Origin of the sequence: uncultured Ruegeria sp., from assembly GCF_947489545.1 — a bacterium.
GTDB lineage: Bacteria > Pseudomonadota > Alphaproteobacteria > Rhodobacterales > Rhodobacteraceae > Ruegeria.
Window position 1 is genome coordinate 1 of sequence record NZ_CANLDZ010000006.1, and the last position, 21658, is coordinate 21658.

Annotated in this window: 25 protein-coding genes and 1 tRNA gene; 14 read left to right on the plus strand and 12 right to left on the minus strand. The window is 56.1% G+C overall.

Annotated elements, in window-relative coordinates:
* The 3 genes from Q1B13_RS10100 to Q1B13_RS10110 all read left to right on the plus strand — a co-directional run.
* A partial coding sequence (locus tag Q1B13_RS10100) for a hypothetical protein (protein ID WP_299080092.1) occupies positions 1-866 on the plus strand: 866 nt, incomplete at its 5' end.
* Between the two features lie 193 nt (positions 867-1059).
* The gene (locus Q1B13_RS10105; protein ID WP_299080089.1) at positions 1060-1266 is read left to right on the plus strand and encodes a hypothetical protein; all 207 of its coding nucleotides are present in this window, start codon (positions 1060-1062) and stop codon (positions 1264-1266) included.
* A complete protein-coding gene (locus Q1B13_RS10110; RefSeq protein ID WP_299080086.1) occupies positions 1260-2258 on the plus strand; it encodes a site-specific integrase in 999 nt (332 codons plus the stop codon). The genes Q1B13_RS10105 and Q1B13_RS10110 overlap by 7 nt, the downstream gene beginning before the upstream one ends.
* 80 nt (positions 2259-2338) lie before the next feature.
* Here the strand turns inward: Q1B13_RS10110 and Q1B13_RS10115 are convergent.
* A tRNA-Ser gene (locus Q1B13_RS10115) sits at positions 2339-2428 on the minus strand.
* A gap of 202 nt (positions 2429-2630) precedes the next feature.
* Here Q1B13_RS10115 and Q1B13_RS10120 point away from each other — a divergent pair.
* The 8 genes from Q1B13_RS10120 (at position 2631) to Q1B13_RS10155 (ending at position 10034) form a co-directional block, all read left to right on the plus strand.
* Positions 2631-3746 carry an SPOR domain-containing protein gene (locus tag Q1B13_RS10120; RefSeq protein ID WP_299080083.1) on the plus strand — a complete coding sequence of 372 codons (1116 nt, stop codon included), beginning with the start codon at positions 2631-2633 and terminating at the stop codon, positions 3744-3746.
* 15 nt (positions 3747-3761) lie between these two features.
* Positions 3762-4928 carry a D-alanyl-D-alanine carboxypeptidase family protein gene (locus tag Q1B13_RS10125; protein ID WP_299080080.1) on the plus strand — a complete coding sequence of 389 codons (1167 nt, stop codon included), beginning with the start codon at positions 3762-3764 and terminating at the stop codon, positions 4926-4928.
* Positions 4925-5551, plus strand: coding sequence for a dTMP kinase (tmk, locus tag Q1B13_RS10130; RefSeq protein ID WP_298932908.1), 627 nt, complete (start codon positions 4925-4927; stop codon positions 5549-5551). Before Q1B13_RS10125 ends, tmk begins: the two co-directional genes overlap by 4 nt.
* 3 nt (positions 5552-5554) lie before the next feature.
* A complete protein-coding gene (locus Q1B13_RS10135; protein WP_299080077.1) occupies positions 5555-6676 on the plus strand; it encodes a DNA polymerase III subunit delta' in 1122 nt (373 codons plus the stop codon).
* On the plus strand, positions 6673-7479 hold the full coding sequence (locus tag Q1B13_RS10140; protein ID WP_299080075.1) for a TatD family hydrolase: 807 nt from the start codon (positions 6673-6675) through the stop codon (positions 7477-7479). The genes Q1B13_RS10135 and Q1B13_RS10140 overlap by 4 nt, the downstream gene beginning before the upstream one ends.
* Complete coding sequence (locus Q1B13_RS10145) at positions 7476-8273, plus strand: MBL fold metallo-hydrolase (RefSeq protein ID WP_299080072.1); 798 nt, start codon at positions 7476-7478, stop codon at positions 8271-8273. The genes Q1B13_RS10140 and Q1B13_RS10145 overlap by 4 nt, the downstream gene beginning before the upstream one ends.
* Before the next feature lie 57 nt (positions 8274-8330).
* Complete coding sequence (locus Q1B13_RS10150; protein ID WP_298932916.1) at positions 8331-9263, plus strand: AEC family transporter; 933 nt, start codon at positions 8331-8333, stop codon at positions 9261-9263.
* A 72-nt stretch (positions 9264-9335) separates the two neighbouring features.
* Entirely contained in the window at positions 9336-10034 is a 699-nt protein-coding gene (locus Q1B13_RS10155; RefSeq protein WP_299080069.1) for a CbiX/SirB N-terminal domain-containing protein, read from the plus strand.
* 43 nt (positions 10035-10077) lie between these two features.
* On the opposite strand, the gene Q1B13_RS10160 is transcribed toward Q1B13_RS10155, so the two are convergent.
* The 5 genes from Q1B13_RS10160 to Q1B13_RS10180 all read right to left on the minus strand — a co-directional run bounded on the left by Q1B13_RS10160 (position 10078) and on the right by Q1B13_RS10180 (position 14462).
* Entirely contained in the window at positions 10078-11067 is a 990-nt protein-coding gene (locus Q1B13_RS10160; RefSeq protein ID WP_299080066.1) for a diguanylate cyclase, read from the minus strand.
* Positions 11067-11654 (minus strand): heme NO-binding domain-containing protein, encoded by a 588-nt coding sequence (locus tag Q1B13_RS10165; protein WP_299080063.1) that lies wholly within the window; start codon positions 11652-11654, stop codon positions 11067-11069. The genes Q1B13_RS10160 and Q1B13_RS10165 overlap by 1 nt, the downstream gene beginning before the upstream one ends.
* A gap of 121 nt (positions 11655-11775) precedes the next feature.
* Positions 11776-13335: a trimethylamine methyltransferase family protein gene (locus tag Q1B13_RS10170; protein ID WP_298932925.1), complete on the minus strand. Its 1560-nt coding sequence runs from the start codon at positions 13333-13335 to the stop codon at positions 11776-11778.
* Between the two features lie 105 nt (positions 13336-13440).
* Positions 13441-14148 (minus strand): HAD family hydrolase, encoded by a 708-nt coding sequence (locus Q1B13_RS10175; RefSeq protein ID WP_299080060.1) that lies wholly within the window; start codon positions 14146-14148, stop codon positions 13441-13443.
* Positions 14149-14177: 29 nt separating this feature from the next.
* Positions 14178-14462 (minus strand): DUF3572 domain-containing protein, encoded by a 285-nt coding sequence (locus Q1B13_RS10180; RefSeq protein WP_299080057.1) that lies wholly within the window; start codon positions 14460-14462, stop codon positions 14178-14180.
* A gap of 88 nt (positions 14463-14550) precedes the next feature.
* Between Q1B13_RS10180 and Q1B13_RS10185 the strand changes: the two genes are divergently transcribed.
* On the plus strand, positions 14551-15954 hold the full coding sequence (locus Q1B13_RS10185) for a diguanylate cyclase (RefSeq protein ID WP_299080054.1): 1404 nt from the start codon (positions 14551-14553) through the stop codon (positions 15952-15954).
* Here Q1B13_RS10185 and Q1B13_RS10190 read toward each other — a convergent pair.
* The 4 genes from Q1B13_RS10190 to Q1B13_RS10205 are packed head-to-tail and all read right to left on the minus strand — an operon-like array spanning position 15951 to position 17855.
* Positions 15951-16424, minus strand: coding sequence for a periplasmic heavy metal sensor (locus Q1B13_RS10190; protein WP_299080052.1), 474 nt, complete (start codon positions 16422-16424; stop codon positions 15951-15953). The genes Q1B13_RS10185 and Q1B13_RS10190 overlap by 4 nt on opposite strands.
* Positions 16421-16774: a hypothetical protein gene (locus Q1B13_RS10195; protein ID WP_299080049.1), complete on the minus strand. Its 354-nt coding sequence runs from the start codon at positions 16772-16774 to the stop codon at positions 16421-16423. Before Q1B13_RS10195 ends, Q1B13_RS10190 begins: the two co-directional genes overlap by 4 nt.
* Complete coding sequence (locus Q1B13_RS10200) at positions 16767-17381, minus strand: RNA polymerase sigma factor (protein WP_299080046.1); 615 nt, start codon at positions 17379-17381, stop codon at positions 16767-16769. Before Q1B13_RS10200 ends, Q1B13_RS10195 begins: the two co-directional genes overlap by 8 nt.
* 6 nt (positions 17382-17387) lie before the next feature.
* Positions 17388-17855, minus strand: coding sequence for an EF-hand domain-containing protein (locus tag Q1B13_RS10205; RefSeq protein WP_299080043.1), 468 nt, complete (start codon positions 17853-17855; stop codon positions 17388-17390).
* Between the two features lie 207 nt (positions 17856-18062).
* On the opposite strand from Q1B13_RS10205, the gene Q1B13_RS10210 reads away from it, so the two are divergent.
* Together Q1B13_RS10210 and Q1B13_RS10215 are read left to right on the plus strand one after the other, a co-directional pair.
* Positions 18063-18476, plus strand: a complete 414-nt coding sequence (locus Q1B13_RS10210; RefSeq protein WP_299080040.1) for a DUF983 domain-containing protein — start codon at positions 18063-18065, stop codon at positions 18474-18476.
* 21 nt (positions 18477-18497) lie between these two features.
* The gene (locus Q1B13_RS10215) at positions 18498-19199 is read left to right on the plus strand and encodes an NUDIX hydrolase (RefSeq protein ID WP_299080037.1); all 702 of its coding nucleotides are present in this window, start codon (positions 18498-18500) and stop codon (positions 19197-19199) included.
* 10 nt (positions 19200-19209) lie between these two features.
* Here the strand turns inward: Q1B13_RS10215 and Q1B13_RS10220 are convergent, their stop codons facing one another.
* Entirely contained in the window at positions 19210-20877 is a 1668-nt protein-coding gene (locus tag Q1B13_RS10220; RefSeq protein WP_299080034.1) for a ribonuclease J, read from the minus strand.
* On the minus strand, positions 20874-21653 hold the full coding sequence (locus tag Q1B13_RS10225) for a type III pantothenate kinase (RefSeq protein ID WP_298932948.1): 780 nt from the start codon (positions 21651-21653) through the stop codon (positions 20874-20876). The genes Q1B13_RS10220 and Q1B13_RS10225 overlap by 4 nt, the downstream gene beginning before the upstream one ends.
* Positions 21654-21658: the final 5 nt, after the last annotated feature.

The window sequence follows — 21658 nt, forward strand, 5'->3', positions numbered from 1 at the left end:
CCCAAAGGTATTCCTCTCGGCCATCGCTCTCGCTGCTACAGTCCTATTCTGGCTGTAAATCAATGAGTCTGGAGCCTAGCTACGACATGGCCACTGTCAGTCAAGCGGTCGCAGAGGCGTTCCAGAAAATCGAGCAAGCCAAAATCAGTTTGGTTTCAGCATCAGAAAGCTTGGCAGCACTTGGCCTAGGCAAAACTCAGGACGAGAACGAAACCGGGCCTGGGCGTTACCGTGTAGCGATTATCTTTCGTGCAGACGCAGCGATCAACAATGTCACCGATCTCAGAAAGCGGACAGCTTCATGGCATGTTACGGTGGCTGGTATTGCTGAAGCTATCGGAGAAAAGGTTGAAGACACCCAAGTAACAGGCGCAGATACCGGATCACTGCTCATCTATCTGGCGATGACCGCAAAGGCTGCTGCGCTGCTTGCGATTATCAGCAAATCGATAACGATGGTTGCGTCAAACATTTTGGACCTACAGCTGAAAGTAGAAGATCTGCGTGCAAAAAAGCTAACAAATAAAAGGATGGAAGAGGGCTTCAAAGAGCAAGAAGAACAACTAAAATCAAATGCCATCGAATCCATCGTCGAAGAACTGAAGCCACACCTTGATTCTAAACCGAAAGGCGACGTAGCGACAAAACTAGAGCGGGCGATAAAGAACCTGTTGGAATTTGCAGAGGATGGCGGTGAAGTCGATATCGAGACTCCAGACGACTTGTCTGATGACGACGATACAGAACAGGTCGATGCTATCGCCTCAATTACATCTGAATTGCGACAGCTCGTTATCGAAATGCGTGAGGCAGATCTACAAAAGAAGGCGCTGACTAACCAGATGAACAGAGATGATGGTTTCTGACTCCTAGTGTATCAGCAGAGAGCGCTTTCTGCGCGCACCAAGCATAAATGAACTGGTATCGCAGTCGCAGTGAACGGTCGACCGGCTGCCCATAGAACACTGCCTTCGGGGGCAGCGCTAGGGGGTTTGTTCACGTCAAAACCCCTATTTGTTCCGCATTCAGACCCTGTTTAAGCTCGCACAAAACAGGGAAATGGGTCAGATCGCACCAATTGCCGTCAGCGAGAAGAATGCAGCCAAGATGCTAGACATGCCCGTCGGCAGCTTTCGGAACTTGGTGACTGATGGCATCCTACCCAAACCCCGGAAAATCGGCCCGTATGAACGCTGGGATGCGGACGAACTGCGCGCCATATTGCGAGGCCAGATGATCGATGGCTACGAGGACGTCAAATGGTGAGAAAAAAGTTCACTACTTCGAAGGTCATCAAGGGCCGAACATACCAGTATTTCCGAAAGGATGGCCGGTATGTGCGATTGCCGGATGACCCGAGCAGCGAAGAATATGACCGCGAATACTGGCGCCTGATGCGAGGCGGTAGCGAACGTTCCAACCGCCTCACCTTTGAGAAGCTGATCGCGAGCTACAAGCAAAGCCCTAAATGGCAAAAGCTCGCGCCTCGCACCAAGTCGGACTATTCGAAGGTATTGGAGTATCTCTCTGATACGGTCGGCAAAAAGGACCCGACCAAAATGCGGCGTTCCACCATCATTGATGCACAGATGGCAAACCGCCACAGGGCCCGGTTTGCGAACTATATCCCGCACATGCTTTCGATCTTGTTTGAACACGCGATTGATTTGGATTGGCAGCGTGACAACCCTGCCAAAGGCATTGAGAAACTGAAAACGGGTGATGGGCATAAGCCTTGGCCCGCGTCGGCGATCGACATCTATCGCAGCAATGTGACCGGTCTGCCACTATTGGACTTCGAACTGGCCATCGGGACCGGGCAGCGCGCTACCGACCTCACTCTCATGGAATGGGGGCATATCGAGGATGGCGGTATTTGGGTCACCCAAGGCAAAACACAGACAAGGCTTTGGATTCCATTCACTGATCGACTGCGCGACGTATTGGCGACAACAACACGAGGTAGCCTGCGCTACATCCTTTGCGACGGACACGGTCGACAGCTGAACTACGATCAGATTCAAAAATCCACCATATCAGAGCGCAAGAAGCTGGGCTTAGACGCCTACAGCCCTCATGGCCTTCGCTACAGCGCCGCCAGTGAGTTGGCCGAGGCCGGATGTACCGACCACCAGATTGCGGCCATCACAGGACACAAAAGTCTGTCCATGGTTCAGAAATACTCGAAGGGCGCCAGCCAAAAACGACTCGCAAAGCAAGCTCAGACCAAGCGAGACCAGAACAAGAACCGAACATGAACGTGGGAAATTTTTTGGGAAACCGAAAAATCGCGGGTTTGGCAGGCACGGCAATGATGGTCGGATTTGCCATGGTTTTATGGCGGGGAGACAGGGATTCGAACCCTGGGAACGCTCTCACGTTCAACGGTTTTCAAGACCGCCGCATTCGACCACTCTGCCACCTCCCCGCGTGAGGCAGGGTCTAAGGCGAACTTAATTCAGAGGCAAGTCGAAATCGGGAAATCTTGCCGAAGCACGTGCAGCAGTCTTTCCATGACACATCACCCGCGTTATGATCCGGGCGAAAGACCGTAGCAGGCTGGCACGCAGAACCAGCCGACCGGCGGCGGGGCTCGGAAAACGAGGTCCCATCAGGCAAGGGATGAAAAGATGAAGCGAGCGACCGAGACACGCGCAGGGCCGAAGAGGCTGGCGTATCTGGCTTTGACTTTTGCAGTGCTATCTGGATGTGAGGAAACTCTGGGATCAGCAGAGAAACCAGAAGAAAACACGGGAAAGATTGAGCTTTTGCCGGAGGTATCAAGCGGTTCCCAGCGTGATGTTGAAGCCCCTGATGTCTTTGAGGTAACCGAAGCCGGACTGTGGGATGGCAGACCGTCCCTGGGGGGAATCTGGGTTGCACATCCCGATGTCACCCAGCCCGAACGCGTTGTTATCAAGAACACGTCCAACAACAAGACAACAACAGGCGCTTTGTTCCGGCGCGAGCGCAACTTGCCCGGCCCTGCACTTCAAGTATCATCTGCCGCAGCTGAAAAGCTGGGAATGCTGGCCGGCGCTCCAACCAAAGTGAACGTTGTTGCTCTGCGTCGTGAGGCCGTTGAAGAAACCCCGCCCCCGGCCGAAAAAGCGCCGGAAGCCGACAATGCCACCGAAGAACCTGAGGCATCGGCGGAAACCGTGTCAGCAGAGGACACAGGTCAGGACGCGACGCCGGAAAAGCCTGCCAAGCGGAAGTGGTGGCAAAAGAAAGAGCCTGCGGTTGCCGCGTCTGCCGGTGCAGTCGTTGCAGCAACGGATGAGACCACCGAGGCGGCAACTGAAGCGGCCACCGAGGCCGCGACATCGCCAGGGCTGTCGGATGCACCGGTCGCAGCACCAGCCGAACAACCTGCCAAGCGGAAGTGGTGGCAAAAGAAGCAACCAAACGAAATCACTGAAACGCCCCTTGATCCGATCGAGGGTGCGGCGGCTGCAATCGATGCCGCCGAACCGACCCCGGCGGCAGCCGCTACAGCAACCGGATCAACGCTTACGAAACCATATGTGCAGGTTGGTACTTTTGGCGTAGAGACCAATGCAAACAGCGCAGCTGAAAAGATCCGCAAAGGCGGTTTGTCTGCTGAGGTGCGCGAGCTAAAGACTGAAGACAAGACGGTCTGGCGGGTTCTGGTCGGACCTGCCACCACCCGTACAGAGCGCAAAGCCATTCAGAGCAGTGTTAAGTCTCTTGGCTTTAACGACGCTTTCACCGTGTCCAACTGAAACAGGAGGCTTAGCGTGCTATCCTCATTGCGAACATCCGTTTTGACGCTCGGGTTGGCCATTTTGGCCTTGCCCGCACATGCGTTCGATACCTCGGCCCGTGCGGCCTATGTGATTGACCAGACAACAGGCACGGTTCTGCTGTCGAAAGAGGCCGATCAGCCTTTGCCGCCTGCATCAATGTCCAAGCTCATGACGCTCTACGTTGCGTTCGAGGCGTTGCGGGATGGGCGTCTGACGTTGAGCGAGACGCTGCCAGTGTCTGAACACGCAATGAGCTATGGCGGCTCAACGATGTTTTTGAACACTCAAGACAGGGTCAGTGTCGAAGATCTGCTGCGCGGGATCATCGTCTTGTCAGGCAATGATGCCTGCGTCGTTATCGCAGAAGCGCTCAGCCCTGACGGGACTGAGGCTGGTTTTGCGCGCTACATGACCCAGCGTGCCAAGCAAATGGGTATGAACAATTCGAATTTTGCCAATTCAAACGGCTGGCCCGCGGCAGGGCATATGATGTCCGTGCACGATCTTGCCGTCTTGGCCAATGCTTTGATCACCGATTTTCCGGAATACTACCCGTTGTTTGCCGAAGAGGTCTTTGAGTTCGATGGAAGGGCCCCGTCCAACGCACGAAACCGCAATCCCTTGCTGCGTCTCGATATCGGCGCAGACGGCTTAAAGACCGGACATACGCAAGAAGCGGGATATGGCCTCGTCGGCTCGGCTAAACAAGGCGACCGTCGCGTGATCTTCGTACTGACCGGCATCGACAGCACCGGCCAGCGCGCAGAGGAGGCTGAGGCCGTGGTTAACTGGTCGTTTCGAAATTTTGTCGAGAGGACAGTTGCCGACGCGGAAGCGCCAATAGCGGAAGCAAGGCTGTGGATGGGCGAAAAGAAGACAGTTAGCCTGGTGCCCGAAGGCGACTTGACGGTTCTGTTCCCGGTTCTGGGCACGCAAGACGTCGAAGCCGAGGTGGTCTATGAGGGGCCCATCAACGCCCCAGTTTCAAAAGGTCAGCAACTGGCCGAGCTCGTGATCAAACCCGAGGGCTTGCCCGAAATCCGCCGCCCCCTTGTCGCGGCCGAGGGCGTGGCAATCGGTGGTTTCCTTGTGCGCATGCTGACCGTTGGGGGCATTGTTCTGAAGGATGTTATCAACAAACCGCTGGAGTCGATGTGACGCAGCGCGGGTTGTTTCTGACCTTTGAAGGCATTGATGGATCAGGAAAGTCAACGCAGGCAAGGATGCTTGCCGAGCATCTGCGCGAAACTGGCCGCGACGTGATATTGACCCGCGAGCCCGGCGGATCTGCCGGAGCCGAAGAAATTCGCAGCCTCGTGCTGGAGGGTGATCCCGACAGATGGTCAGCAGAAACGGAAATCCTGCTGTTCACCGCCGCCCGTCGTGACCATCTTGAACGCACGATCGAGCCTGCATTGACTGCAGGCAAAGTCGTGATCTGTGACCGCTTTGCGGACAGTACTCGCATGTATCAGGGCCTGTCTCGTGGCGACTTGCGCGGCTTGGTGGACCAGTTACACAGCCTGATGATCAAGCGCGAGCCAGACATGACGGTTTTGATAGACATGGACCCTCACACTGGCCTGTCCCGCGCCAAAGGTCGGCAAGGCGCCGAAGAACGGTTCGAAGATTTTGGCCCCGCTTTACAACGTAAGATGCGCGCTGGTTTTCTGGCGCTGGCAGAAGAGTTTTCTGACAGATTCCGCATCGTGGATGGGAATCGGGACATGGACAGCGTCGCCCGCGATGTGACAAAGATCGTTACAGCAGCTTTGCGATAGAAGATGAGCGACGACACCCCAACCCCAGATCAGGCGCCCGGCGCCCCACACCCGCGCGAAACACTCCGCATCTTCGGACAGGACGCGGCCGAGCAAGCCTTTTTGGCCGCCTACAATTCGGATCGGCTGCACCACGGCTGGCTACTGACCGGCCCGCGCGGCGTGGGCAAGGCAACACTTGCGTGGCGCATCGCGAGGTTTCTTCTCGCCACAGCTCCGGCGGATGACGGCGGGTTGTTTGGCGCGCCGCCACCGCCTGAGACGCTGGATATCGACCCCGATCATCCGGTTTGCCATCGCATGTTGGCGGGCGCAGAGCCCGGACTGGCGGCGATTACCCGTTCGTTGAACGATCATGGCCGCCTGAGAGCTGAAATTGTTGTGGATGACGTCCGCAAGCTCGGGCGGTTCTTTGGCTTGTCATCCGCCGATGGCGGGCGCCGGGTTGTGATCGTCGATGCGGCCGATGAAATGAACGTCAGTGCGGCCAATGCGCTTTTGAAGATGCTCGAAGAACCGCCGGCGCGCACGACACTGTTGCTGGTATCTCATCAACCCTCGCGCCTGCTGCCAACTATCCGGTCGCGGTGCCGCACTCTACGCCTGTCCCCGCTTGGGCCAGAGGACATGCAAGCCGCCCTTGCGCAAACAGGGGCAGATGTCCCCGCGCAACCAGATCATCTGGCGGCCTTGGCGGCAGGATCAGTCGGGGACGCCGTACGCCTGATCAATCTTGGCGGGCTCGAAACTTATGCCGAATTGATCGCCATTCTGGGCACCCTGCCCCGCATTGACAGACAGCGCGCGCTCGCACTGGCTACGGCGGCAGCCCAGCGTGGGGCGGCAGAACGGTTTGAGCTTTTGTTGACGTTGATCGATGTCGCTTTGGCGCGACTGGCTTTGACAGGGGCAACCGGCGCGGCGCCGTCACCCGAAGCTGCACCAAACGAGGCTGAAATTCTCACGCGCTTGTCTGCTTCACCGCATCAAGCGCGCCGTTGGGCCGAGGTTGCTGCCGTTGTGACAGCGCGCGGTCGACACGGTCAGGCGGTGAACCTTGACCCTGCGGCTTTGGTCCTAGATACGGTGTTCAAGATACAGGAAGCCGCCGGTCAGAACAGATGAGCGATACCCCCCAAATCACGGACAGCCATTGCCATCTGGATTTCCCGGATTTCGACGGGCAACTGGATGAGATTGTCACCCGCGCCGCGCAGGCTGGTGTGACTCGGATGGTGACAATCTGCACGCGGCTTCGAAACGAACCGACCGTTCGTGCCATTGCTGAAAGCTACGCGCCGGTGTTTTACGCTGCCGGCACCCACCCGATGAGCGCCGCCGAGGAACCACTGGCAACCGCCGATGAATTGGTGGCGCTGGCACAGCATCCAAAATTCGTTGGCATCGGCGAAAGCGGGTTAGATTATCACTACACAGCGGACAGCGCCGCAGTGCAAAAGCAATCATTGCGCGTTCACATCGAGGCAGCGCAACGCACGGGCCTGCCTCTGATTATCCACGCCCGCGCAGCAGATGACGATATGGCCCGCATTTTGTCCGAAGAGTTCCGCAATGCGCCCTACAGCTGCGTGATGCACTGCTTTTCCTCTTCTACAGAGCTTGCCAGGGCAGCGCTGGATTTGGGTTTTTATCTGTCCATGTCCGGCATCGCGGCTTTCCCCAAAAGCCAGGAATTGCGCGATATTTTTGCCAGCGCCCCTGTAGATCGGATTCTGGTCGAAACTGACGCGCCTTATCTGGCGCCGCCGCCCTATCGCGGGAAACGCAATGAACCAGCCTATACTGCGCATACGGCGCAAAAAGGGGCAGAGATTTTCGAAATGGATTACCCTGCCTTCGCGGCCCAGACACAGGCGAATTTCGATCGGCTTTTTGCTAAGGTCGCCGCGTTCAAGGCGGCTGCATGACCCAGCTGAGATGCACCATCCTGGGCTGCGGGTCATCCGGCGGCGTCCCCCGTTTGGGCGGACATTGGGGTGATTGTGATCCTGCAAACCCCAGGAACATTCGTCGGCGATGCTCAATGCTGGTTGAACGTGACGGTCCAGAGGGGACAACCTCGGTCCTGATCGACACCACACCGGATATGCGCGGTCAACTTTTGGATTCGGGGACCGGTCGATTGGACGGCGTGGTCTATACGCATTCGCACGCCGATCACGTCCATGGAATCGATGATTTGCGCATGATCGTGTTCAACATGAAATCCCGCGTCCCAGTCTGGGCCGATGGGGATACACAAAACGCCTTGTTGGGACGCTTCGGATACGCGTTTATTCAGCCCGAAGGCTCGCCTTACCCGCCTATTCTGGACCTAAAAACCATTGATGGCCCTTTTGAAATTGATGGTCCTGGCGGACCTATCCCGTTTCGACCATTCAAAGTAAACCACGGCTCGATCGACTCGTTAGGATTTCGGATGGGGAAACTTGTGTATCTGCCTGATGTGGCGGAAATCTATGACGATGCATGGCCGGAGCTTGAGGGCTTGGACTGCCTTGTCATCGACGCCCTCCGCCGCTCACCACACCCGACCCACACACATCTGGAAAAGACGCTTGGTTGGATTGCAAAACTGGATCCTAAACGCGCGGTTCTGACCAATATGCATATCGATCTCGATTTCGCGACCGTCGAGGCGGAAACTCCCGATCATATCACCCCCGCCTATGACGGTATGGTGATCCATCAGGCGCTGTAAGGCTCTGCCCGGAACACCGCGGATATCACCGTCTGTGGCACAGCCAATGGGGGTGAAATGCTCCAGAGTCTGATCGACGTCATCCTTCCGGTGTTTCTGGTTATAGGTGCTGGCTATGCGGCCACCCGCTCGGGGTACTTCAACGAAGTTCACGTCGATGGGTTGATGAAATTCACCCAGGGCTTCGCCATCCCTTGCTTGCTGTTTTTGGCAATCGCGCATCTCGACCTGAGCGCCAGTTTCGATCCACGGCTGCTGGCCAGCTTCTATTCCGCTGCCGCGCTTTGTTTTATGGCTGGCCTGTTTGGCGCACGCATCATCTTTGGTCGTGACTGGGAAGACTGCGTTGCCATTGGGTTCTGCTGCTTGTTCTCAAACTCAGTCTTGTTAGGTCTACCAATCACCGAACGTGCGTATGGCCCCGAGAACCTCACAGGCAACTATGCGATCATCGCGTTCCATTCCCCGTTTTGCTACGGCGTTGGAATCACCGTCATGGAAGTGGTGCGCAACAGGGGACATGGCGGGGTGCGTATGGCACGGTCCGTATTGTCCGCGATGTTTAAAAATGCACTGATCCTTGGGATCGCGTTGGGGTTTCTAGTCAATCTGTCAGGTTTTGCCATTCCGGCCGTTGTTGACGAGGCCCTTGGCTTGGTAACCCGCGCCGCCCTGCCCGGCGCTTTGTTTGCGCTGGGGGGCGTGCTGGTCAAATACAAACCCGAAGGTGATCTGCGTACCATTGCCTATGTGTGTGCAATCTCTTTGATGTTGCATCCTAGCCTGGTTTGGATGTTCGGAAAATCCACTGGGCTGCCTCAGGATTTGTTTCGATCAGGTGTCTTGAACGCAGCAATGGCGCCAGGGTTCAACGCGTACATCTTTGCCAATATGTATGGCCGCGCCAAACGTGTCGCGGCCTCGTCCGTACTGATTGGGACGGCTGCATCAATTCTAAGCGTCTGGCTTTGGTTGACCCTCTTGGGCTAAGCCCACGCGACGCACGGATTGACAATTTGTGGCGGCGGTACATCTATCGCACAATTGGACAGGAGCCTTCGCATGCCGCATGCCATCATCGTCGCCCATGGTCAGCCCTCTGACCCCGAGCCCGCCGAGGCGGCGCTTGCAGATTTTGCTGCCAAGGTTGACGCTTTGACAACAGATGTATCCGTTCATTCCGCTACCTTAGCTGCGCCAGGCACGTTCGAGGGTCGGATGGACAGCCTACCCGAAGATACCGTGATCTATCCGCTTTTCATGGCGAAAGGCTGGTTCGTGACCAGCGCATTGCCGAAACGCGTCGGAGACCGGAACTTGCGCATTCTAGATCCGCTGGGCATCGATCCTGAACTACCCAAACTTACTGCGCGCGCGCTGCACACCACACTATCTGACAAGCGATGGGAGGCCGCCTCAACCGATCTGGTTGTCGCTGCGCATGGCTCCGGTCGCAGCCGCAACCCGTCCGCCGTTGCGGCAGAATTCGCATCGAAACTAGGACAATTGGTTTCTTTCAACTCAATCCGAGTTGGGTTTGTTGAAGAAGCCCCACCCATCGCCACAGCTGCTACCGGATTAGGCGTGCAGGCCCTGTGTCTTCCATTCTTTGCATGCACCGGCGGGCATGTTTTGGAGGACGTTCCGGAAGAGCTGGGCCGGGCGGAGTTTAAGGGGGTCGTTTTGCCAGTGGTCGGAGAACTACCGCCAATCCAGCTGCAAATAGCAAAGAAATTAGGTCTTGCGTATCAATCAGCTTAGACCTTGCGGCGCAAACGCCCTTCTGTTGATGCATCAAGCAAAGCTACTGCTGGGCCTTTGACAAGGTCGAATAAAGGCGATGGCAGGATCGCCCGTCTCGTTTGGCCTGATAAAGGGCAAGGTCGGCAGCATGAAGAAGTTCTTCCGCTTCTGGTGCCCTAAACTGTGTTGATAAGGCGGTCCCAATGCTTGCAGATACGTGGCAAGTCTGCTGCTGGAACGTCATCGGTTCATTCAACCTGAGGATAAGTCGTTCAGCAATCGATGCGAGCGTTTCTTCACGTATCAGGCCTTTGAAAATAATGACAAACTCATCGCCTCCGACCCTCGCCACTGTGTCATCGCCACGCGTTTCTTCGACCATGATACGCGCCGCTTGCTGCAGGACAAAATCACCTGCCGCATGGCCCAGCCTGTCATTCACGGATTTGAAGAAATCAAGATCCAGATGCATCAGGGCAAAACTGGAATTGGAAAAAGTCAGGTGGTCAAGCATATGGTCCATTGCCCGCCGGTTTTTCAATCCTGTCAACGTGTCCGTATAGGCCTTTTCCTCGGCGGCGAGCATGGCCCCCTGAAGCCTGAGGTTCAGAGACCGTGAGGCCTCCATCGCTGCAGACTTGGCCTCGACAAGATACAGAAGTTCGATTGCCAAATCAGTGCCCGAGAAGTCCGCGCTTGTCAGAGCATAGTCGCGTACGGCATCCAAGATCGAGATACCAAAGGACAGGTTGATGACAGCCCCTTCGCCATGCTGCAAAGGGGCGACCAATCCTTTTAGGGCAGTGCGCGGTTCATCATGGAACTTAAGGTGCAGCTTTGCACCAGCCATCGACATGAGCGCAGGAATCGTTGTGACCGTTCGGGGACGGATCAGCTCGAAGATATCCAGAAAGCTGGAACCCACTAACGGGATATTGGGGCGCAGTTTTTTTAGGGTTGGTCCTGCCTGCCGAATGTCCCCCTTCTCGTCTATCAGCAGGAACATCGGGCACAAGGTTTCGAGAAGGCTCGCCAGGTCTTGGGTGTTCATTACTCCGCACGCGCCCCCAAATCAAAGTGGCGACCTTCGGAAAAAGCACTCTCTACCAGCGTTACCGTGATCACCTCAGTGGTTTCGTGCTGCCCGTCATGCGACAGTATAACCAGCGCACCATAGTCGTCAGCCATTGCGCGCAACACGCCAACCATGACGCTCGAGTAACCTGGCAAACCCGGATCGCAGAGCAGCTGGTACTCTGTCGTGGACAGTTCTCTCAGTTCGAGCGCTGGCAGGGCGAGGTCGGAGACAGCCAATCTGACACGATCAGACAAATCGTCGAGGGAATGCAGAAACTCCACATAGGTTCCGCCGCCAAACCGCAGCAAACGGCGCAGCCCCTCCATGTTTGGGTGAGACACAAGATAGGTGCCGACATCCTCCAGAATTTCCGCCTTCGGACGGCCAATTTCTGCGCTCAACACGTCCATAACACGAATGGATACATCATCATCGTAGACGAGCATTGCCTCGAACTCGACAAAACCCAGCTCCGCAGCCTCGGTAACGCGCAGCCAGCACGACCGACCATAGGTTGCGCATACAAAAGACTGAATCGCCCGATTGATCAGACCATGCATGAGATGCCTCAGATTAATTGCATCTCAATTTTGGTCCGACAAACCTTAACAAACAGCCAAAATCACCTCCAAGATACCGCGAATGCAACCGAGTATCAGAGCGACACCAGTCCAGTAGTCACTAGAAATCCGTCGGCGCACCGCCTTCTGCTTTTCGGCGCGCGACGAAATCGGCAAGCTCGTCTCGTATCCCATCATCAATGGCAGGCGGTTCAAAGCTTGAGATAATCTCTTTGAACATGTGATGCGCGCGTTCGGTGGTCCAGATACCACCGGCAACGTCCCATCCTTCGTAGTTTTTCCAATCGCTAAGGAAGGGTTGGTAAAAGGCTGTGGTGTAGCGGTCCTGCGTGTGCTGGATCCCAAAGAAATGGCCATCATTTCCGACCGAACGAATGGCATCCAACGCAATTTCATCTGGCCCCGTTGCCGTCAGTGCGGGATCCATATAGCGCTGAATTTGCTGAAGGATTTCGCAATCCATGATAAACTTTTCGGGGCTTGCGATCAGCCCGCCTTCAAGCCAGCCCGCAGCGTGATAAACCATATTCGTGCCCGACTGCACCGCAGCCCAAAGCGAATTTGAAGTTTCCCACACTGACTGCCCATCCGGTACATTCGCCGCGCAAACACCAGAGGATCGCATAGGCAACCCATAATACCGCGCCATCTGCCCCGTCATCTGGGTAGAGCGCATGTATTCGGGTGTGCCAAAAGCGGGTGCGCCAGATTTCATATCCACATTCGACGTGAAGGTCCCAATCACGCAAGGAATGCCGGGGCGTACATATTGGAACAACGCAATCGCGCATAACGCTTCGGCCAACGACTGAGCAACCGCACCCGCCATTGTAACCGGCGCCATAGCACCGGCCAATGTAAACGGAGTCACGACTATGGCCTGCCCACGGCGCGCCAAACGCAGGCAGCCGTCAATCATCGGATGGTCGTGTTTCAGCGGTGAGGTCGAGTTGATGTTGGTGTACATCCGAGGTGTCGCCTCAAACTCTTCATGGCTGTGACCGCCTGCGATGCGCACCATCTCCATAACATCTTCAACGCGTTCTTTCCCTAGCGAGTATGCATGCATCGCTTTGTCCGTCAGGGTCAGCTTGTCATACAGCACATCAAGGTGGCGAACACTTGCATGTATATCCACCGGTTCGACCGGATACCCACCCGCAAAATGGATACAGTTAAAATACTGCGTCAGTTTCAACAGATTCCGGCACATCTCACGATTGCCGGGAACCTTGGTTCCAATTTCCATGTCCCAATAGTTCGGCGGCGACGAAACGTTTCCAAACAGCAGGTTTTTACCGCCAATCTCGATCTTTCGACTCGGATTTCTTGGCGTGATCGAAAACTGGCTTGGCGCCTTCGCCACCATTTCCATCACAAAATCACGCCCCATGCGGACGTTATCGCCTTCTATGGTACAGCCCGCTTCTCGCAGGATACCGATGGCCTCTTCATTGTAGAACTCGATGCCGATTTCTTCGAGGATACGCATCGCCCCGTCATGGATCGCCTCAATCCCGTCCTGATCCAAAGGCTCGGTCGGTTGATCCGTGTTGATCGGTGGGTTCCATGGCATTTGATCAATGGCCGCGCTGCCTCGGCGAGCAGCCGCCCCTGCGCGTCCACCGCCCCGACGTTTGCGTGTTTTCGTGTCGGCCATCGTCGCCTCCTGCGTTTGCTTTTGTCCAAGCAAGCCCCGAAGACGGGCATCAAGCCGCTCTGTCTGCGACAGAGTGTGTCGGTTTTTACGATCCGATTGCTGAATTCAAAGTTTGGCGTGTTGGTTTTCCAGCAACCAGCCGGGAATGTGCCCGATGTCCGGCAACACAACATCTGCCATCGGCGCCAATGCTTCGGCCGTGGCCAACCCGGTCAAAACACCGATTGTTGTCATGCCTGCAGCACGCCCGGCCTGCAAATCGTGCAAGCTGTCGCCCACCATCGCGATACGCGCCGGCTCAACACCGACATGCGCCGCAAATGCCAGCAATTGGCCAGGGCCAGGTTTGAAACCATGACCGCTGTCATAGCCCGCGACAAAGTCAAAATGCTGTCTGACCCCGGCAGATACCAAGTGCTCAAGCGCGGGGTGTTCACTGTCGTTTGTCGCGATCCCCAACTTGATTCCCGAGTTCTGAAGCCGCTCCAGCAATGGAGCCAAAGGGGTAGCCGGTGCCTGTGGAACCGCCGCTGCTTCGGCATTCATCAGTTCAACCAGTTCACCGAATGACATGTCTTCGACGTGTGGAGCCAAAACCTCGGCGATTTCGTCCACGGTTGCGGCGATCACGATACTATCTTCGGCATAACGCTGCTGCTGAAAATCGAACCCGATGATTTGCCCAAGTTCCGTCGCACGCGTTTCATCTTGGTTGCTCAAACGCAGCAGCATGGAGCATCCGAACGCCCCCCATGTGTTAGCAAAGTCGAACAAAGTACCGTCCTTGTCGAAGACGATGGCGTCAATTGGCATTGATTGAGTGCTCCTGCAAAGTCTATCGTTCAGGTCCAATGCGTGTCAGCATTGCCCGACAATGCCGCGCGCGCCTGAGCGGGGCGGTCGTAGGGGATCGAATTGGTGTCACAAAACGCCATGACCCAGGAATCGTCAAGCATCAGAAAATCCAGAACAGACACCGCAAAATCCAGATCCCCCGCTCTGTCACGCAGGTCTTCTGTTGCAGCACCTGTAGATCCCAGGAAAACGGGCAGCAACTCGTCATTGCCGACAAGCCACGCAAGGGCCCTCAGCGCCAGTGTTTCGGCGGAATCGGTAGAGATCGGCATAAACGAGCCTCAGGATAGGTTTTGGAAAGGGTTTATTAACCAGACTCATAAACACTTTGTTCACGCATGCAATCAATGGTGAGCAACTATGTCCGTGCAGGGAACCATCCTTGTCCTCGACGGGGTATCAACCAACCGCATTATGCTGAAGGTTCAGCTGACTGCGGCATGGTACCACGTGGTTCAGGGTGAAAAACTCAAAGGGTTGACGTCGCTGGTGCGCCGAACCCGGCCAGACTTGGTGCTGACAGCGCAGACATTGCCCGATGGTACTGCGGCAGACGTAAAAAAGCTGATCACAACACAACCAGATCTCGTCGAAGTTCCCGTTGTCGCGATTGCACCACAGAACGATAATGAGGCGCGTCTGCGTGCATTGGCGGATGGGCTGGATGATGTCCTGACGCATCCTTACAAAGACGCGCTACTGTTGGCCCGTATCCGAAGCTTACTGCGCGTGCATGCAGACACACAGGAGTTACAGGTCGACAACGGGGGCCAATCAATCGGGTTTGCGGAATCAGCCACCGCTTTGATCACACCCCCCCAAACGGCCCGTGTAGACATTCTGGCACAGACAGCGCGAACGGGCTCAGCCTGGCAAAAGGCGTTATCCGATCAAAGTCGACATCAGATTTCCTGGCACACTCGGTCAAACTTCAACGGTGTGTTGTCCGGATCAATTCCGGACGCAATAGTGGTTGAACTGGATGCAAGCCCCTACGGGTTGAACGTCCTGGCCGATCTCAGATCGCGCAGCGCCACGCGGCACACTGTTTTGATTGGTGTGCTGAAGGACAACAATGCCTCCATGGCCTCCGAAATTCTGGACCGCGGCGCCGACGCCGTATGTTTAGGCGGGTTTTGTGCAGAAGAAATTGAGCTACGCCTGAAAAATCAGATAGCCCGCAAAGCGCGGATAGACCAGATGCGTGCATCGTTGCGACAGGGTATTGCAGAATCCTGGATTGATCCGCTGACCGGCCTGCACAATCGTCGCTACGCGATGCGTGCTATGGACCAGATTACTCGGCAGTCGATGCAATCCAACCAAGGCTTCGCCGTCATGCTCGCGGATCTCGATCATTTCAAAACAATCAACGATCGTTATGGGCATGCAAACGGCGATTTCGTTCTGTCTCAGGCTGCCGAGCGTATGCAGAATATCCTGGGATCAAATGGTTTTATCGCCCGGATCGGCGGGGAAGAATTCATGATCGGCACGTCAGATCTGTCCCGAGATGCGGCATTGAGGCTTGCAGAAGCGCTTTGCAACTGCATATGCGATGAACCCTTTCATCTGCCCGATCAACAAGAACCGATCTCTGTCACGATCAGTGTTGGCCTGAAACTGTCGAACCCGTCGAAACCAACAGAAGATCCCCAGTCTTTCGAAAAAGTAATAAGATGCGCGGACAAAGCGCTCTATGCCGCTAAACGAGCCGGACGCAATCAGGTATGGGTCAGGCCGAGCGCGGCATTATCCAACTAGTCTTTTTTCTTGCGTGAATGCGGACCTTTCTGGATCACCTCTTGCAGGCGTTCGGCATAGGTCTGACGCTCTTCATCGCTCATGGCAGTGACCCGAACCATCCATTGCGCCTGCAACTCAGATTGCAGATCTGCCGTTGCCTGAGCCTGTTGCTGCAGCAATCCTTCAACCGCAACCGGATCGAACGGAACAGCGCGCAGAGCCGCACTGATGGCTTCAAACCCCTGAGTTCGCGCGTTTGACCCTTCTTTGTGCAGTCCGGACAATTCACCCCGCATTGCTTTGCGATCTTCTTTCGGCAACGCACGATAAAGTGCCGGTCCAAACCCCGGCGGCGCCTTGGCATGATCGCTGCCCTTCACACGCAGCACCGTTCCGACGGCAACACCGACTATCAACAAATTCAGGGCCAGCGACACGATCAGTACCACTGACATCCATCGCCGCTTTGTTTTGGGTTCAGCGTTCATTCCGTATTCTCCAGAAAACTCGTATCAAATCCGAGGTCGGCCACCAGATAGCTTGTATCCTGCGCCGTCAGCAGGTTGGCCGGATCGGGTAAGAATGTCGGGGCCGCAAAGCCGATCCAGACGCCAGCGGCGCTGGCTGCAACCAAACCGCCAAAGCCTTGCCAACCGCCAATAGTTTCAAAAAGCCGCGTCCAGGCCCCGCGTTTCGGGCGGGCCGTGGGCGCCAAACGCTCCAACCGAATCGCTTCGGCGTCCGTTTGGATGCGAACAACCAGGTCATCAGCCAACGTTGGCCGATCTCGCCTTGCGTTGGCGAACAGATGATCCAGTTTCAGGTCTTCATCAGCCATTGTCATACCCCAATTCATCTCGTCGGTCGGCCAGCATAGCAGCCAAAGATCGTTTTCCACGCGCCGTCAGGCTTTCAACTGCTTCTACTGAAATACCCATGACCCCTGCGATCTCGGGGTTGGGCAGCTCTTCGATATGGCGCAAGACTACCGCCTGCCGCTGCCGTTCCGGCAATTCCGATAAAGCAAGCTGTAGCGCATCTTTGCGGGCCTCGTCCTGCAATCGGTCAACCACGCTGGCCTTGCCGTCTTCGGGCTCGGGCACGTCGGACAATCTGTCAGGCCTTTTTTTGCGCCTGATGTCCACGCACAGATTCAACGTCACCCGATACAGCCATGTTGACACTTTGGCGGTTCCTGGCACCCAATCTGGCGCCATCTGCCAAAGCCGCATCATCGCGTCCTGTGTCACATCTTCGGCCTCGGCACGGTTCCCTAGCATACGCAAAGCAACCGAAAAACTGCGTGGTCCCAAACGATCTGTCAAAACGCGCGCCGCCCCGGCGTCACCGTCGGCAAAGCGCCTCAGCAACGCATCGTCGCTGAGGTCGTTCGCGGCGAAATCAACGCCGCGAACATCTTGCGGATGGGAGGTCAGATCCTCCATCCTGCATCAGTTACTGTCAGAGTCCGCCGCATCACGTTTCTTTTTGTGACGGCCCATCTTGTCCTTGGCATCGGCATATTCCTGCTCCGAGATCCCACCGCTGTTATCCGCATCGATCCGGTCAAACATCTTGTCAGCCCGGCGCTGTTTCGGCAACTCGTCTTCGCTCAGATATCCGTCGTTGTTGGCGTCATGCTTTTCGAACATCTTCGCAACGCGGTCGTTGGTGCGCTGCTGTCTGGCAGCCTGCACTTCCTCAACGCTTAACTGTCCGTCGCCGTCGGTGTCGGCATTTGTGAAACGCTGGCTGCGCTGGGCCTGCATCTCTTCCTGTGTCACTTGGCCATCACCATTGGCGTCAAGTTCTTCGAAAGACACGGGTTCGCGGTCTTTTGGACCGGCCGCCAAAACGGATGTGCCTGTGATTGCGACCGCCGAAAGAACTATGGCCGGGATGAATTTTGCGTTTTTCACATCGGTTTTCCCTTGCTGGCGCGACCTTATTGCCGCTGCTCATATCTATTCAAACGCGGCACCGTTGGGTTTCCGTCGCCAAAAAAGAAAAATCTTTTCGGCTCGCCCGGAAACACACCCTGACTATTTTCCCTCAACCAGGCGGCACAAAGCGACGCACCCCCCTTTATTGTGGACTCAAACAGGCGCACTATCTGTCAAATCTGAATGCGCGAGTTTATTAAGATGGATCAGACGATCGACACGACGACCGAGAATGAGCGTCCGACATGGCCCGCTCTGGTCAAAGGGTTTCGGTGCAAATGCCCAAACTGTGGCGAAGGCAAGATTTTGCACAGCTACCTGAAAGTCAACGACACCTGCGCGACCTGTGGAGAAGAGCTGTTCCATCATCGTGCCGATGACGGACCGGCCTATCTGACAATCCTTCTGGTCGGGCACCTGCTGGCACCTGCCTTACACGTGTCATATGTGCATTGGCGCCCGGATCCATGGACCATGGCCATAAGCCTGTCGATCGCGTGTGTTGCGCTGTCCCTCTTTCTTCTTCCGCGACTGAAGGGGGCTGTCGTTGCCTATCAATGGGCGCGACGCATGAACGGGTTTGAAAGACCCTCGTGACCCAGGCAGGTTAGACAGGGCATGACCACCGATAAAACCGCAATCCGAAACGCAGCCACTGTCATTGTGCTGCGGGACCGCATGACTAACCCTTCGATCCTGATGGGACAGCGCGGTGCAAAAGCGGCCTTTATGCCAAACAAATTTGTCTTCCCAGGTGGCGCCGTCGATCCTGCGGATGCAGACGTGCCCTTGGCCACAGCGCTTCCCGATCTGTGTCATGAACGCCTGTCGGAAAAGTCCGAAAACGGCATGCAAGCGGCATTAGCTGCCGCTGCTATTCGGGAGCTATGGGAAGAAACAGGTCTGATCCTGGGGCAGCCGGGTATATGGCCTCAGAATGCTCCAGCCGATTGGCAGAGCTTCGCCCAAAAAGGGTTCATGCCATCCGCAGCTGCGTTGCAGTTCGTGTTTCGCGCGGTCACGCCGCCGGGTCGCCCACGCCGGTTCGACGCCCGTTTTTTTCTTGTCGACGCTGCTGCAATACAAGGCGACCTGGACGATTTCAGTCACGCCTCGGACGAGCTTTCTCATTTGCAATGGGTCGAGCTGGATCGGGCACGGGATCTGGACCTGCCATTCATTACCGAGGTTGTTCTGGCCGAGATTGCGGGTCGCATTTCGGACCCGGAACCACCCGAATCCGTCCCGTTTTACCTAAACAAAGAAGAACAAAGCCTGTTTCTGCGGCTCAGAGGATACCCCATGCCGGAGATTGACTGAGGCCGTCGGATTACTTCATCCGGCTTACAACTACAGTCACTTCGGGCTTTTTGCCGATTTCGGATTTCGCAGTTTGGCGCGCGATCCGGCGCATTTCTTCTTCCAGCCTGTCGTCATCTCGCAACGTCTTGGCTTCGGCACGCATCAGAAACTGGTTAAGGTCTTCCTCCAGAACTTCAACCAGTGCTGCACGCGATGTCCCAATCTCAGGCAGGCCCATCGTGTCGCACCATGGCTCACCCAACGGTTCATCCTCTTCATCCAGAATAACCGTGACCGTGATGTGCCCGTTCAGTGCCATGCGAATACGATCCCGCACAACCCCGTCCAGTGCGCCGACCTTGACGGACCCATCCAGATAGGTCCGACCGGTCTCGACAAAACCCACGACCTTGGGCGCATTTCCGGTCAAGTCCAGCATGGTTCCGTTCACCGCCAGCACCCCGGTGCGGCCACCCGCTTCTGCCAGTTTGGCATGTTCACGCAGATGCCGGTGTTCACCATGCATCGGAATGATCATCTGTGGGTCGACCAGACCATGAACCTGTTCCAGATCGGGGCGGTTGGCATGGCCCGAGACGTGATACAAGCCCGCGCTGTCATCCACCACATCCACACCCTTTTCGCTGAGCTGGTTCATGATGAATATCACACCACGCTCGTTCCCGGGAATGGTTTTGGACGAGAACAAGAACAGATCGCCCTCTTTCAGCTCCAGCCCACGATACTTGCCGCGCGCCAGCTGTGCGCTGGCAGCCCGGCGCTCGCCCTGGCTGCCTGTGACGATCAGCATCAGGTTCTGGCGCGGCAGATCCAGGGCTTCTTCGGCGCTGATCACGCGTGGGAAGTCGGACAAGATGCCGGTTTCGGTCGCAGCCTCGATCATTCTGCGCATGGCGCGACCCAGCAACACAACCGAACGCCCGGCTCTTTCGCCTGCCTCGGCCAGCGTTTTGACCCGCGCAACGTTGGATGCAAACGTGGTTGCAACCACCATGCTTTCCGCGTTTTCGACCAGTTTGGTGATCTCAGGGCCGACCTCCGACTCCGAACGACCGGCATGAGTTGAAAACACATTGGTACTGTCACAAACCAACGCCTTGACACCTGACCTGGCCACTTCGCCCCAAAGGTTTTGGTCAAAGGGCTCGCCCGCAACAGGGTTCGCATCCAGTTTGAAATCACCGGTATGCACGATCCGGCCAGCGGGCGTATCGATCACCAGCGCAGCGCTTTCCGGGATCGAGTGCGAAACCGGCAAAAAACCCACTTTGAAGGGACCAACCGAGATTTGTTCCGGCCATGCAGACGCCGTATGAACTGCGTCTTCCGGATGGCCATGTTCTTCCATCTTGCGACGCGCGATGTTGGCCGTAAACGCTCGTGCATAGACCGGCACCTTCAAAACATCATAGCAATGCGCAACAGCGCCCACGTGGTCTTCATGCGCATGCGTAACAAATACAGCTTCCAACTGGTCCGCTCGTTCCCGCAGCCACGAGATATCGGCATGAATCAGATCCACCCCGGGCGTTGTGTCCATATCCGGGAATGTCACGCCCAAATCCACAAGGATCAGACGCTCCTGACCGGGTTTTCCATAACCATAAACGTAAGCGTTCATGCCAATTTCACCTGCGCCGCCCAGCGGCAGGTAGATCAGTCTTTCGCTGCTCATGTCGACCCGTTTTCCTTGTTATAGCGATGGATCACGGTCAGGCCGTGCATCGTCAAATCATCTTCGATTGCGTCGAACCCTACGTCAGCCTGATCGAACAAGGGCGCAAGACCCCCGGTTCCAACGACTTTCATCGGCATTCCGTATTCCGTCTTTATGCGGGCAATAAGCCCCTCGATCAGCCCGGAATAGCCCCAATACACGCCAGACTGGATGCAGCCAACAGTATTCGTGCCAATAACTTTTTCCGGGCGGGTAATGTCAATATGCGGCAACGCTGCGGCCCCTTGGTGCAAGGCCTCAAGGCTGAGGTTCACACCGGGTGCAATGATCCCCCCGACATATGCACCATCCGCCGCCACCACATCGAAATTGGTCGCTGTGCCAAAATCAACAACGACGATATTTCCGCCATGGCGGTCAAAAGCCGCGGCCGCATTGGCCAGTCGGTCCGGGCCCGGAACCGTTCCTTCGTCGATACGCGGGTTCACAGGCAGCAGGCATTCGGGTTTACCGACCACCAAGGGTCGGCAGCCAAAAAAGCGGTCTGCAAAAACACGCAGGTTGAACACAACACGCGGGACGGTTGATGCGATTATCACGTCACTAATGTCCGCCTCGATCCCGTAGTGTTTCACCAGCGTCGAGTACCACGTGAAATAGGCATCCGCCGTTCGTGCGTGGTGGGTCGAAGTACGCAAAGTGCATAGGAACTTCTCACCATCCCAAATCGAGAAGACGGTATTGGTGTTGCCGCAATCAATGGCCAGAAGCATCTGAG